General features: G+C 71.6%; 11 protein-coding genes. 7 read left to right on the forward strand and 4 right to left on the reverse strand.

Annotated elements, in window-relative coordinates:
- Window positions 1–15 precede the first annotated feature (15 nt).
- A complete protein-coding gene (gene hppD, locus O7595_RS20795; RefSeq protein WP_269730155.1) occupies window positions 16–1,161 on the forward strand; it encodes a 4-hydroxyphenylpyruvate dioxygenase in 1,146 nt (381 codons plus the stop codon).
- A gap of 288 nt (window positions 1,162–1,449) precedes the next feature.
- Here hppD and O7595_RS20800 read toward each other — a convergent pair whose 3' ends face one another.
- A complete protein-coding gene (locus tag O7595_RS20800) occupies window positions 1,450–3,075 on the reverse strand; it encodes a tetratricopeptide repeat protein (RefSeq protein ID WP_269730156.1) in 1,626 nt (541 codons plus the stop codon).
- Between the two features lie 109 nt (window positions 3,076–3,184).
- On the opposite strand from O7595_RS20800, the gene O7595_RS20805 reads away from it, so the two are divergent.
- Complete coding sequence (locus tag O7595_RS20805; protein ID WP_269730157.1) at window positions 3,185–4,552, forward strand: FAD-binding oxidoreductase; 1,368 nt, start codon at window positions 3,185–3,187, stop codon at window positions 4,550–4,552.
- A 126-nt stretch (window positions 4,553–4,678) separates the two neighbouring features.
- Window positions 4,679–5,059 (forward strand): VOC family protein, encoded by a 381-nt coding sequence (locus tag O7595_RS20810; RefSeq protein WP_269730158.1) that lies wholly within the window; start codon window positions 4,679–4,681, stop codon window positions 5,057–5,059.
- 95 nt (window positions 5,060–5,154) lie between these two features.
- Here the strand turns inward: O7595_RS20810 and O7595_RS20815 are convergent, their stop codons facing one another.
- Window positions 5,155–5,658 (reverse strand): SsgA family sporulation/cell division regulator, encoded by a 504-nt coding sequence (locus O7595_RS20815; RefSeq protein ID WP_269730159.1) that lies wholly within the window; start codon window positions 5,656–5,658, stop codon window positions 5,155–5,157.
- 274 nt (window positions 5,659–5,932) lie between these two features.
- On the opposite strand from O7595_RS20815, the gene O7595_RS20820 reads away from it, so the two are divergent.
- Complete coding sequence (locus tag O7595_RS20820) at window positions 5,933–7,468, forward strand: RDD family protein (RefSeq protein WP_269730160.1); 1,536 nt, start codon at window positions 5,933–5,935, stop codon at window positions 7,466–7,468.
- An 86-nt stretch (window positions 7,469–7,554) separates the two neighbouring features.
- A complete protein-coding gene (locus O7595_RS20825) occupies window positions 7,555–8,349 on the forward strand; it encodes an RDD family protein (RefSeq protein ID WP_269730161.1) in 795 nt (264 codons plus the stop codon).
- Here the strand turns inward: O7595_RS20825 and O7595_RS20830 are convergent.
- On the reverse strand, window positions 8,335–8,649 hold the full coding sequence (locus O7595_RS20830) for a hypothetical protein (RefSeq protein WP_269730162.1): 315 nt from the start codon (window positions 8,647–8,649) through the stop codon (window positions 8,335–8,337). The genes O7595_RS20825 and O7595_RS20830 overlap by 15 nt on opposite strands.
- Window positions 8,650–9,074: 425 nt before the next feature.
- On the opposite strand from O7595_RS20830, the gene O7595_RS20835 reads away from it, so the two are divergent.
- Window positions 9,075–11,507 (forward strand): immune inhibitor A domain-containing protein, encoded by a 2,433-nt coding sequence (locus O7595_RS20835; protein WP_269730163.1) that lies wholly within the window; start codon window positions 9,075–9,077, stop codon window positions 11,505–11,507.
- A gap of 413 nt (window positions 11,508–11,920) precedes the next feature.
- Window positions 11,921–12,235 carry a hypothetical protein gene (locus O7595_RS20840; protein ID WP_269730164.1) on the forward strand — a complete coding sequence of 105 codons (315 nt, stop codon included), beginning with the start codon at window positions 11,921–11,923 and terminating at the stop codon, window positions 12,233–12,235.
- 175 nt (window positions 12,236–12,410) lie between these two features.
- Here the strand turns inward: O7595_RS20840 and O7595_RS20845 are convergent, their stop codons facing one another.
- A complete protein-coding gene (locus tag O7595_RS20845; RefSeq protein ID WP_269730165.1) occupies window positions 12,411–12,995 on the reverse strand; it encodes an isochorismatase family protein in 585 nt (194 codons plus the stop codon).
- Window positions 12,996–13,147 lie beyond the last annotated feature (152 nt).

Raw genomic sequence — 13,147 nt, forward strand, 5'->3', positions numbered from 1 at the left:
CGGGAGTCTGCCGCCATGACTGAGACCCTGGATCACACCCCTGACACCGGCAGGCAGGCCGACCCCTTCCCGGTGAAGGGAATGGACGCGGTCGTGTTCGCCGTCGGCAACGCCAAGCAGGCCGCCCACTACTACTCCACGGCCTTCGGCATGAAGCTGGTCGCCTACGCGGGGCCGGAGACCGGCAGCCGGGAGACCGCCTCCTACGTCCTGACCAACGGCTCCGCCCGCTTCGTGTTCACCTCCGTCATCAAGGCGTCCACCGACTGGGGCCGCTTCCTCGCCGAGCACGTCGCCGAGCACGGTGACGGCGTCGTCGACCTGGCCATCGAGGTGCCGGACGCCCGTGCCGCCTACGCCTACGCCACCGAGCACGGCGCCCGCGGCATCCAGGAGCCCTACGAGCTCAAGGACGAGCACGGCACGGTCGTCCTCGCCGCCATCGCCACGTACGGCAGGACCCGCCACACCCTCGTGGAGCGCTCCGGCTACAACGGCCCGTACCTGCCTGGCTTCTCGGCCGCCGACCCGATCGTCGAGCCTCCGGCCAAGCGGACCTTCCAGGCCATCGACCACTGCGTGGGCAACGTCGAGCTCGGCAGGATGAACGAGTGGGTGGCCTTCTACAACAAGGTCATGGGCTTCACCAACATGAAGGAGTTCGTCGGCGACGACATCGCGACCGAGTACTCGGCGCTGATGTCCAAGGTCGTCGCGGACGGCACGCTGAAGGTGAAGTTCCCGATCAACGAGCCCGCGATCGCGAAGAAGAAGTCGCAGATCGACGAGTACCTCGAGTTCTACGGCGGGGCCGGTGTCCAGCACATCGCGCTCGCCACGAACGACATCGTCTCCACCGTGCGGGCGATGCGGGCGGCCGGGGTGCGGTTCCTGGACACGCCCGACTCGTACTACGACACCCTCGGCGAGTGGGTCGGCGACACCCGGGTGCCGATCGACACCCTTCGCGAGCTGAAGATCCTCGCGGACCGCGACGAGGACGGCTACCTGCTCCAGATCTTCACCAAGCCCGTGCAGGACCGGCCGACGGTCTTCTTCGAACTCATCGAACGACACGGTTCGATGGGCTTCGGCAAGGGCAACTTCAAGGCGCTCTTCGAGGCGATCGAGCGCGAGCAGGAGAAGCGCGGAAACCTCTGAGCCCGTACGGAGTCCGGCTGCGTCCCCGCGGCCCCACGGAACCTGACCCCGTGGGGCCGCGCGGCGTCCGCCACGGGGCGTGCGCCCGCCCGCACGTCCCACCTCGACGAGCCGCTCTCGCCCGCCTGGTCCCACGGAACGCCCTGATCGGCACGGCGGTGCTCTGAGCCCGCGCCGGGTCGCGGCCCCCGCGGGCAGGCGTCCGTCGGTCCGACCGCGGGCGCTCCCGGGGGCCGTTTCCCGTGGCGAGCGGGCCCGGCACGCGACCGCCGGGCACCGGCCGAAGCGTCAGGTCCCGGACGGTTGGCCCCCATGGGGCTCCCGGGGACTCCCGGACCGCCGATTCTCACGATCGCGCGGATCACCCGGATCACGGGTGTCGCTCTCGCGAGGCCCGGCGGACCGGGAGTCGCGCGGCTCGCCGGAGGCGTCCCCGCCCGGGCTGCGGGCCGGGCCCTCCTCGCGATCCTCCGGCGCCCCCTCGTCCTCCGGCGGCAGATCCTCGTCCGTCGTCCACGGCTCGCCCTCGACGTCGACGGGGCCGCCCGGAGGGGGATTGCCCAGGACCGAGACGGCGCGCTTCGCACGCGGCACCAGGAGCGGCGAGAAGTACGGGTTGAGGCGCAGCGCCTCCCTCAGGTGCCGGCGGGCCGGTCCGTCCTGGCCGAGTGCGCGCTCGATCTCGCCCCGGTGGTACAGGGACAGCGCGCTGCGCAGCCCGGGCGTCGTCGCACGCTTCAGGTACTTCAGCCCCTCCTGCGCCCGCCCCGCCCGGTACAGCGCCCAGCCCAGCGCGTCCGATACCTGCGCGCTGCGGTGCCCCCGCTTCCACTCCTGCGCGAGGCGCTGCACCGCCGCCTTCGCCAGTCCGTGGTCCGCCTCGTACCGCGCCAGCGTCAGCTCCTCGCTCACCCCGTACTTCCGGGCCTTCGCGGCCAGCCGGCGCACCTTCTCGTAGTGGGCCCGTGCCTCCCCGGCCATGCCCAGCGACTCGTACAGCTCACCCGCCTGCAGCGCGTACTCCGGCATCGGCGCCCGTTCGATGGCCGCCCGGTAGTCCCGCAGCGCGTCGTCCTTGCGGCCGAGCGCCGCCGAGGCCCGTCCCCGCCCCGCGAGAGACGGATGGTGGCCGGGTTCCAACTGGAGCGCGGTGTCGAAGTACGCCGCCGCCTGCTTGGGCTCGCCACGCTGCCAGGCCAGCTCACCGAGCCGGTGCAGCGCCGCGGCCCGCTCCGCCTTGCGGCCCGCCCGGGACGACGCCTCGTCCGCCAGCGCCTCGGCATCCTCGTACCTGCCGTTGTCGCGGTGCACCTGGGAAGCCCGCATCAGGGTCTGCACGGTGCGGGGGCGCAGCTCCTCCAGGGTGTGCAGGGCCTTCGCGGCCGCCCCGTACGAGCCGAGCCCGCTGTACGCGTCGATCAGCACCGGATACGCCGTCCACTGCTCCGGCGACCGCGCCCGGACGCTCTCGGCCCAGCGTCGGGCCGTGGCGAAGTCCCGCCGGGCGTTCGCCAGCGCCGCCATCCCCAGCTGGGCGTCGGCGTTGCCCTTCTCGCCCGGCAGCGCCTCCAGCGAACGCCGCAGGGCCTTCTCCGCCCGGCGGAAGTCCGTACGGTCGCCCAGCAGGGCGCCCTGCGCCAGGTAGGCCGAGCCGAGCACCGCCCACGACAGGTGGTCGCCGGGATTCCCGGCCAGCCGGTGCTCCTGCCCCGCGATCAGCGCCGACAACTCGGCCGCCGACAGGGTCGCCCCGGGGCCCTCCGCCAGCACGGTCCGGGCCGCGGGACCCGGTGCGGGCAGCGGCGGCCCGTCGCCCCGGCCGGGGCCGAGGACCACGATTCCGGTGGCGACCGCCCCGGCGGCCAGCGAGGCGATCACGGCATTCCTGGCAAGTGGCGCGTATCGCTTCTTCATGGCGATCACTGTGCGCCACCCTCCGGTCCCGTACGAAGTGCCCACCCGGCGGAGCGACGCGGATCGCAGACGGGTTCACACCGATGGCCCCCGGTGCGAATCTGGGATCATGGACGATCTCCTCTCCCGGCTCGGCGAGAACCTCCCGCCCGAAGCCCTGATCACCGATCCCGACGTCACGGCCTCGTACCGCAACGACATGGCGAGCTTCTGCGACGCGGGCACCCCGGCCGTCGTGGTACTGCCGCGCACGGTCGAGCAGGTCCAGCACATCATGCGCACGGCAACCGAACTGCGCGTTCCCGTCGTACCCCAGGGGGCCCGGACCGGCCTGTCCGGCGCCGCCAACGCCTCCGACGGCTGCATCGTCCTCTCCCTCGTCAAAATGGACCGCATCCTGGAGATCAGCCCGGTCGACCGGATCGCCGTCGTGGAGCCCGGTGTCGTCAACGCCGTGCTGTCACGGGCCGTCGGCGAGCACGGGCTGTACTACCCGCCGGATCCGTCCAGCTGGGAGACGTGCACCATCGGCGGCAACATCGGTACCGCGTCCGGCGGACTGTGCTGTGTGAAGTACGGCGTCACCGCCGAGTACGTCCTCGGCCTCGAGGTCGTCCTGGCCGACGGCCGGCTCCTCACCACCGGCCGCCGCACGGCCAAGGGCGTCGCCGGCTACGACCTGACCCGGCTCTTCGTCGGTTCGGAGGGGAGCCTCGGCATCGTTGTCAAAGCCGTGCTCGCGCTCCGGCCGAAGCCGCCCCAGCAGCTCGTCCTCGCGGCGGAGTTCCCCTCGGCCGCCAGCGCGTGCGACGCCGTCTGCGCGATCATGGAGAGGGGCCACACGCCCTCGCTGCTGGAGATCATGGACCGCACGACCATCCGGGCCGTCAACGCGATGGCGCAGATGGGCCTTCCGGACACCACCGAGGCGCTGCTCCTCGCCGCCTTCGACACCCCCGACCCCGGACCCGACCTCGCCGCCGTCGGGGAGCTGTGCGCCGCGGCGGGCGCCACTCAGGTCGTCCCCGCCGAGGACGCGGCCGAATCGGAGCTGCTGCTCCAGGCGCGCCGGCTGTCGCTGACCGCGCTGGAGGCCGTCAGGACCGCGACGATGATCGACGACGTCTGCGTACCGCGCTCCCGGCTCGCCGCGATGATCGACGGCACCGCGGCCATCGCGGAGAAGTACGACCTCACCATCGGCCTCTGCGCCCATGCGGGCGACGGCAACACCCACCCCGTCGTCTGCTTCGACCACCGCGATCCCGGCGAATCCGCCCGCGCCCGCGAGTCGTTCGACGAGATCATGGCCCTCGGCCTGGAGCTCGGCGGCACGATCACCGGCGAACACGGCGTGGGCGTCCTGAAGAAGGAATGGCTGGCCCGCGAACTCGGCCCGGTCGGAATCGAGTTGCAGCAGGCCGTCAAGAAGGCCTTCGACCCGCTGGGCATCCTCAACCCCGGCAAGTTGTTCTAGTCGTTGCGGTGCCCGATGCGGGACAGCCCCTAGGTCCGAAGGACCACGAGGACCGGGACCGGAGCCGGATGGAAGGGGCGCCGCTCCCCGCATAGCGTGAGCGGACCGGATGAAGAAGGAGGAGCCGTGCCCGCACGTCTTGACCACACCATCGTCCGCAGCCGCGACCGCTTCGCCGCGGCCCGTTTCCTCACGGAGCTGATCGACGCGCCGGAGCCCGAGCCCTTCGGCCCGTTCGCCGGCGTACCGCTCGCCAACGGCGTCACCCTCGACTACCTCGACGAGCAGCCGGACGCCGGTATCGTCTCGCAGCACCTCGCCTTCCTCGTCACCGACGAGGAGTTCGACGAGATCCTCGACCGGATCAAGGAGCGCGAGATCCCGTACTGGGCCGACCCGGCGCACGCCGAACCGCAGCGGATCAACCACAACTTCGGCGGCCGCGGGGTCTACATCGACGACCCCGACGGCCATTCCCTCGAGTTCATCACCCACACCTACGTCTAGCGGCACCCGCACCCGCGTCCAGCGACAGGGTCCGCCCCGCCTCCGGGGCCCGGCACTCCGGACACCGTCGGCCGCCCGTCCCGACGCCACGCCGGCTACGCCTCACCGTCCTTCGGCTCCTCCGAGGGACGGGGGCCGTCGCCGCCGAGGGCGGGGGAGGGGCCGCGGCCGTGGAGGCCGTCGGCCGGGGCCGGAGCGAGCAGTTCCGCAAGCTCGGCATCGAACCCGAGGTGCTCGGGCTCCGTCCCCGGCGGAACGACTCGCAGAGTCCGCTCCAGCCACGCCGACACCTGCGCGGAGGGGGCCTCCAGCAGGGCCTCGCCGTCGGGCGAACGCAGTGCTATGTGGATGACGCTCCGCCCGCCGTCCCTCGTGGGCCAGACCCGGACGTCGCCCTCGCCGCACGCCCGGAAGACCCCCTCCACCATGAGTTCACGGGCGAACGTCCAGTGCACGGGATGCTCGGACCCGATGTGGAAGGTGATGTGCACGGCATACGCGTCATCTCCCCGGTAGGTGAGCCTGGCCGGCACGGGGACACTGCGCTCCGGCGACAGGACCAGCTTGAGCTCCAGCTCTCGTTCCACCACGGTGTGCATGAGACTGCGACTTCCTTTCCTGGTACGAGGCCCTGGAGCGGGCCACGCAGGGAGAGAGCGCCATCCCCGCCGACTATTACGCGACTTCCACCCCCAACTTCTCAGTGACTCGGCACGCGGTCGCGGCAGTGCGGCACAGCGGTACCGGAAAGTGGGCCTTACGCCGGGACGGGCCCAGCACGACGCGGCGGTCTGATAGATGTGGACCCTTGAATCGACCCCCTCGACCCCCTCGACGCCCTCGACGTCCTCCAGGAGATACGGGACCACGGTGATGAGCGCCCCCACCCCGGCAACCGGCGACGGCAGCCCCACGCCTGGCTACTACCCCGATCCGTCCATCCCGGGATACGTCCGGTACTGGAACGGCACGGCGTGGGTGCCGGGCACGAGCCGGCCGGCGCCCAAGGACGGCGAGACGATGCCGGCGTCACCGCCTTCGGCACACGCGACCTCCGCGCCGCCCCCGGCTGCGGTGCCGCCCGCCCCGTCCGCGCCGGTGGTCGAGGAGACGGGACCCGTCTTCCTGGACGAGGACCCGGATCCGTCCGCCGGCGGCCGCCCGGATCCGTCCGCCGCCTGGCAGGCCGACGCCTCGCGCCAGACGGGCTTCGGCGGCGACCGCGACCGCCGGGTCTCCTGGGGCTCCGCCTCCCAGGACCCGCGCGCCGGAGGTCTGCCGGGCTCCGGCGCGGACGCCTCGGCACCGGTCGCCGGCCAGGCCTGGGACAGGCCGGAGGCCACGGTCCAGGACCCCCGGGCGGGAGGCGCGGCGGGAGCGGGCACGGGCGACGGTGGGGGACCCTCCGGCGTCCGGTTCGACCGGGCGGCCGGCAGGCCGGCCCTCGACGACGACCCGGAGCCGGCGGGCGCCGGCCCGGACCCGACCGGTGGCGCCCTGCCCGGTGTGCGCAGTGTCGGCGGGCCCGCCGAGGAACCGGAGCGGCCGGTGTCCGACGGCACCGTCACGACCCGCCCCGCCCAGCGTCCGCAGCACGGCACGCCGACCGCCGAGGGCACGATGTCGATCCGTACGATGACGCCCTCCCCGCAGCAGCCCGCGCGGCCGGGGACGGCACAGGCAAAGGCCCCCGCCCAGGCGCCGGCGCAGCCGCAGGTGCCGGCCCAGCAGCCGGCGCCGACGCCCCCCGCCCAGCAGCCGCAGGAGCCGCAGCAGCCGCCCGTGTCCGCGGGGTCGGGCGGTGGGTCCGCATCCTGGGCGCAGCAGGTCCACCGGCTGGCGCAGACGCCCGAGGAGGAACCGCCGGTCGTTCCCTGGAAGCCTCCGGTGAGCGATCCGTTCCTGCTGGCCGCCCAGGCCCAGGCCTCGGCCCGGCCCGCGAAGCTCGGCCGGCGTTTCGCTGCCCGGCTGATCGACACCGCCGTCCTCGGCGCGCTCGTGGCCGCCGCTTCGTACCCGTTCGTCTCCGCGGCGCTCGCGCACGTCGACGAGAAGATCCAGGCGGCGAAGCTGTCCGGGGAGACGGTCACCGTCTGGCTGATCGACGGTACGACCGCCTTCCACCTCGGGCTCTCGCTCATCACGATGCTCGTGCTCGGCACGCTCTACGAGGCACTGCCGACCTCCAGGTGGGGGCGTACGCTCGGCAAGCGGCTGCTGGGGCTCCAGGTGCGGGACATCGAGTCGCACGAGCCGCCGTCGTTCGTGGCGGCCCTGCTGCGCTGGCTGGTGCACGGTGTCCTGGGCGTGCTCGTCGTCGGCGTCCTCAACGTGCTGTGGTGCGTGTTCGACCGGCCGTGGCGGCAGTGCTGGCACGACAAGGCGGCGCACACGTTCGTGGCCGGCTGACGGCCCGTTGGTCCCGTTGGCCCTGCCGTCCCCCGAACGGCTCGTGAGCCGTTGCGGGGCCCGGTGGGGCGGGGTGCACTGCCCCCATGAGCAACGACCGGCCGTCCGGCCCGCCGCCCGAGGACGATCCGTTCCGCAAGAGGCCACAGGAGCCGCAGGAGCCCACGCCCCCGGGCGGGCAACCGCCCCCCGGTGGCCCTCCGCCGAGCGAGGGGCCCTACGGTGCGCCGCCGCCCGGTGGCGGCGGTCCCTACGGCACCCCGCCGCCCGGTGGCGGCCCGCACGGAGCCCCGCCTCCCGGCGGTCCTCCGCCGCCCGGTGCCGGCTCCCCCTACGGTGCCCCGCCGCCGCCGTACGATCCGCAGGCCTACGGGGGCGATCCCTACGGAGGGGGCGATCCGCTGCACGGAATGCCCCCGCTGGCCGACTCCGGCAAGCGCATCCTCGCGCGCGTCATCGACTGGCTGATCGTCGCCATCCCGCTGCTGATCATCGGAATCCCGTTCGGTATCTACGACAGGGTCGCGTCCGGGGACGGCTTCGACGAGTGGGTGGCGAGCAGCAGCACCGGCGGGCATTGGGTGTTCCAGCTGATCTCGATCATCGCCTACGTCGGCTACGACACCCTGATGGTGCGCAGCTCGGGCCAGACCCTGGGCAAGAAGCTCATGAACATGCGCGTGGCGATGCTCAACGACGGGAGCACGCCCGACACCGGCTCCTCCCTGACGCGCGCCGTGGTGCTCTGGCTGCCGCAGCTGATCTGCTGCCCGTGTCTGTGGCCGCTGATCCTGCTGATCCTCATCCTGGTGGACAAGCCGTACAAGCAGGGCCTGCACGACAAGGCCGCCAAGACGGTGGTGGTGTCAACGGCGTCCTGAGTGCTGCCCGACGCGATATCGGTCCGAGGTGTGGGCGACCTGCACCCGGGCGGAGGGCTCCGAGGGGAGGGAGTGGTCCTCGACGGCGGCCGCACGGCCTCGACCGGCCGTGCGCGCCGCCTTCGTCCTGTCCGGCACCGGCAGGCTCACGGCGACCAGCAGGCCCAGGGCGAGGGCGGTGACCCCGACGACGGCGACCCCGAGCGCCGTCGTCGCACGGGAGATCAGAAGCATGGCGACGGTCGAGACGACGACGGTGGCCGAACCGTAGGCGAGCTGTGCGGCAGTCGGACGCGGCATGACGGTTTCCGTCCCTCGAAGGCATCGATGTCGGTGGCGTGTCGCAGCGGTCGCCCTGTCCGGCGGCCCTACGAGGGTGGATGCCCGAGGGGGACCAGCAGTAAGCGTGACCTAACCCACGGTACCGGTGCACTGGGGGCGCATCGAGTCACGTGTCCCACGAACCGGCCGTGCGGGTGCGCCTGTTGACCGGAGGACGGGTCGCGAGCGGGGTGCCGCGGCGGACCCGCCGTGAACGCGCGTAGCGCGTCCGCTATCCGGAACTGCGCTACTGCATAGTGCAGTTGGTCTGTCCAAGTCAAGGTCTGTTTTTTCTCCGTCAACTCCGGTCGAATGTCGTCACTTGTGACGCGCTGCCGCGAGCGGATCCACCCCACATTCCTTGGACCCGCGGTACGCCGGCGCGCGGGGGAGGACACCTTCAAGTGACAGGCAAGCGACGGGCGATCAGAGCGTCCGCGGTGCTCGTGGCACTGGCCACGACAGGGGCAACGGCCGCGACACTCACCACCGCCCAGGCAGAGAACAGGCCCTCCGGGGCCCCCGGGGTCGAGCGCCACGATCCGGCGCCCGGCTCCGACCACAACAAGGCCCAGAAGGGCCACGTGGACCACGATCTCGAGGGTCCGTTCAGCAAGCAGCAGGAGCAGCAGCGCCAGGCGGCCCTGGAGCAGGTCATATCCGGGGACGCGACCGTGCAGAAGCGCGGCGCGTCCAAGGTCGTGAAGCTCGACGCCAAGAAGTACGTCGAGCTCGGCCGGGAGAAGACCGACAAGATCTTCACGATCCTCGTGGAGTTCGGCGACAAGGTCGACGACACCACGATGTTCGACCCGGACGGCGACGGTCCCAAGCCGCCCGTAAAGAAGTACGGCGGCACCCCCGGTCCGCTGCACAACAAGATCGCGCAGCCGGACCGCAAGGTGGACAACTCGACCGCCTGGCAGAAGGACTACAACCGGCAGCACTTCCAGGACCTGTACTTCGGCGAGGGCAAGGACAAGAAGGGGAAGTCCAAGCAGTCGCTGAAGACCTACTACGAGCGCACCTCCTCCGGCCGGTACTCGGTCGAGGGCACCGTCTCGGACTGGGTCAAGGTCGACTGGAACGAGGCCCGCTACGGCTCCAACTACTGCGGCCAGTCCAACTGCAACAACGTGTGGGACGCGGTCCGTGACGGCGTCACCGCCTGGACCGCCGACCAGAAGGCCAAGGGCCGTACCGACGCCCAGATCAAGGCGGACCTGGCGCAGTACGACCAGTGGGACCGCTACGACTTCGACGGCGACGGCGACTTCAACGAGGCCGACGGCTACATCGACCACTTCCAGATCGTCCACGCGGGCGAGGACGAGTCGGCCGGTGGCGGCGCCGAGGGTGCGAACGCCCTGTGGGCCCACCGCTGGTACGCCTACGGCACCGACGCCGGCAAGACCGGCCCGGCGAACAACAAGGCCGGCGGCACCCAGATCGGCACCACCGGGATCTGGGTCGGCGACTACACCATGCAGCCGGAGAACGGCGGCCTCGGCGTCTTCGCCCACGAGTACGGTCACGACCTCGGTCTCCCCGACCTGTACGACACCTCCGGAGGCGGCGAGAACTCCACCGGCTTCTGGTCCCTGATGTCGTCCGGCTCCTGGCTCGGCACCGGCCAGGACACCATCGGCGACCTGCCCGGCGACATGACCGCCTGGGACAAGCTGCAGCTCGGCTGGCTCAACTACACGAAGGCCAAGGCGGCGACGAAGTCCAAGCACAAGCTGGGTGTGGCGGAGTACAACACCAAGAACCCGCAGGCCCTCGTCGTCGAGCTGCCGAAGAAGAAGGTCACCACCAGTATCGTGAAGCCCGCCGAGGGCTCCATGCAGTGGTGGAGCGACATGGGTGACGACCTCAAGAACACCCTCACCCGCTCCGTAGACCTCACCGGCAAGTCCACGGCGTCCCTGGAGCTCACCGGCTGGTGGGACATCGAGGCCGACTACGACTACCTCTACACCGAGGTGTCGACGGACGGCGGCGCCAACTGGACCGCCGTGGACGGCACCGCCGACGGCGCGCCGATCACCCGTGACGCCTCCGACGCACCCGCGCTGACCGGCCCGTCGGGCGCGCACAAGAAGCTCGTCTACTCGCTGGACGCGTACGCCGGCAAGAAGGTCGACGTCCGCTTCCGCTACCAGACGGACGGCGGCGTGGCGGGCAAGGGCTTCGCGGCGGACGCCATCGTGGTCTCCGCCGACGGCGCCCCGGTCTTCAGCGACAACGCCGAGACCGAGGCGGCCGGCTGGACCGCCAAGGGCTTCTCCCGCATCGGTGAGTCCTTCACGGACGAGTACGAGCAGTACTACCTCGCCGAGAACCGCCAGTACGTCTCGTACGACCAGACCCTCAAGGTCGGTCCGTACAACTTCGGCTTCAAGGCGCCGAAGGACGGCTGGGTGGAGCACTACCCGTACCAGAACGGCCTGCTCATCTGGCTGTGGGACACCTCGCAGAAGGACAACAACACCAGCCAGCACCCGGGCAAGGGGCTGATCCTTCCGGTCGACGCCAACCCCAAGGCCCTCAAGTGGGCCGACGGCACGCTGATGCGCAACCGCATCCAGTCGTTCGACTCGACCTTCAGCAGGTTCCGCTCGGACGCCTTCACCCTGCACAAGGCGGACGTCCCCGCGCGGATCGCCGCCCACAAGGGCAATCCGGTCTTCGACGACCGCAAGGGTGTCTACTGGTTCGAGGAGAACCCCACCGCCGGTGTTCAGGTCCCGGACACCAACACCAGGATCTCGATCGTCAAGGAGCCGAGGAACGGCCAGACGATCACGGTCAAGGTCGGTCCTTCGGTCAAGTAGGACGTAGCACCGCACAGGAGCGGGGTGTCCGCGCGCTCGTCGCGCGGGCACCCCGCTCCGTCGTGTCCGCTCCTGGTGTCCGCTCCGTCGTACCCGGCATCCCGCTCCGTCGTGCGGGCGCGCGCCGCCGGAGCGGCCCGCCGTCCGTGACGATCACCCGTTGGGGGACGGATTCCGGTCGTTCGCAGACCGGGTTGCGCCAGGGCGTCCGTTTGTTGACGCTCGGGCGACTCCCAGGATGGGCGAGATGTCCGCAAGGGGCGCCAAGCGGAATGTCCCCTCGCTGATCCGTCAGTAAAGTCGCAGGTCAGAGCGTGATCGTCCATTGCCCTCTAGCGGGCGGCGGCCGATCGTGTTTAGGTGCGTCTGACGAAGTTCTTATTGACAGCGAGCTCACGGGGGAGTGATGCGGCGTGCCCGGCGGAGGTTTCTGCAAGCTGCCAGGAGGCAGTGTCGTGGTCGCGATAGGCCTGCCCGACCCGGCAGGCGGCGGCCGTACGGTGCGTGTGCTGGTGCACGCGGCGAACCGTGCGCGCGCCCTGACGCGGCTGCGGAACCTGGGGCTGCGGGCGGTGTATCTGCGCGGTAACGCGGAGCCACCGACGCCGGACGAGGTCACGGCGGTGCTGCACCATCCGGACGGACTGCTCTGGCGCACCCACGAGCCGCTCAGCCAGGAGCTCTGGCACCCCATCCGGGCCCTGCTGCGCCCCGCGCGCGGCGCGTAGGGGCCGTTCACCGCGCCGGAGCGGGCGAGGACCGGCGGCCGGCCGCAGACCTCCAGCGTGCCGCAGGCCGGCGGGCGTCCCGGCGCGGACGCGCCGGAGCGGGCGCCGGGGCGGGCGCCGGGGCGTGGGAGGCCGGGCCCGCCGCGGCGGCTCGGGGCGCGCTCCGGCGTGTCCGTCAGACCACCGGCTTGCCGGAGAGCTCCACGCCCGCCTGCCGCATCTGCTCCAGGGCCCGGTCGGTCGTCTCCTCGGAGACTCCGGCCGTGAGGTCGAGCAGCACATGCGTGCGAAAGCCCTCGCCTACGGCGTCCAGCGAGGTGGCACGCACACAGTGGTCGGTGGCGATGCCCACGACGTCGACCTCGGTCACGTCGCGGGAGCGCAGCCACTCGGCCAGCGTCACGCCGTTCTCGTCGGTGCCCTCGAAGCCGCTGTACGCCGCCTCGTAGGCGCCCTTGTCGAAGACCGCCTCGACGGAACCGCAGGCGACCGCGGGTGCGAAGTTCGGGTGGAAGCCCACGCCCTCCGTCCCGGCGACGCAGTGCGCCGGCCAGGAGTCCACGTAGTCCGGCCGCTCGGAGAAGTGGTCGCCCGGGTCGATGTGGTGGTCGCGGGTGGCCACCACATGGCGGTAGCCGGGCTGGGACTGGCCGATGTAGTCGGTGATGGCGGCGGCGACGTCCGCGCCCCCGGACACCGCGAGGCTGCCCCCCTCGCAGAAGTCGTTCTGAACGTCGACGACGATCAATGCGCGGTGCATGGCGGGTGTCCTTCGGTGGATGCGGCGGTCGGGCGGGGGTCGGTCTCGGGCGGGGGTCGGTCGGGCGGCGACGTTTCGAGGGTAGAGACTCCAACCGCCTTGCGGGAGAGGGCCTTTGCCTGCTAACGGCGCTGCCTTCGTCTCTCGGTCAC

Source organism: Streptomyces sp. WMMC940, from assembly GCF_027460265.1.
Classification (GTDB): Bacteria; Actinomycetota; Actinomycetes; order Streptomycetales; family Streptomycetaceae; genus Streptomyces.

Bases quoted from the DNA above. Each gene is read 5' to 3' on its own strand.
- hppD (WP_269730155.1), top strand. From the start codon at position 16: ATGACTGAGACCCTGGATCACACCCCTGACACCGGCAGGCAGGCCGAC.
- O7595_RS20800 (WP_269730156.1), bottom strand. From the start codon at position 3,075: ATGAAGAAGCGATACGCGCCACTTGCCAGGAATGCCGTGATCGCCTCG.
- O7595_RS20805 (WP_269730157.1), top strand. From the start codon at position 3,185: ATGGACGATCTCCTCTCCCGGCTCGGCGAGAACCTCCCGCCCGAAGCC.
- O7595_RS20815 (WP_269730159.1), bottom strand. From the start codon at position 5,658: ATGCACACCGTGGTGGAACGAGAGCTGGAGCTCAAGCTGGTCCTGTCG.
- O7595_RS20820 (WP_269730160.1), top strand. From the start codon at position 5,933: ATGAGCGCCCCCACCCCGGCAACCGGCGACGGCAGCCCCACGCCTGGC.
- O7595_RS20825 (WP_269730161.1), top strand. From the start codon at position 7,555: ATGAGCAACGACCGGCCGTCCGGCCCGCCGCCCGAGGACGATCCGTTC.
- O7595_RS20830 (WP_269730162.1), bottom strand. From the start codon at position 8,649: ATGCCGCGTCCGACTGCCGCACAGCTCGCCTACGGTTCGGCCACCGTC.
- O7595_RS20845 (WP_269730165.1), bottom strand. From the start codon at position 12,995: ATGCACCGCGCATTGATCGTCGTCGACGTTCAGAACGACTTCTGCGAG.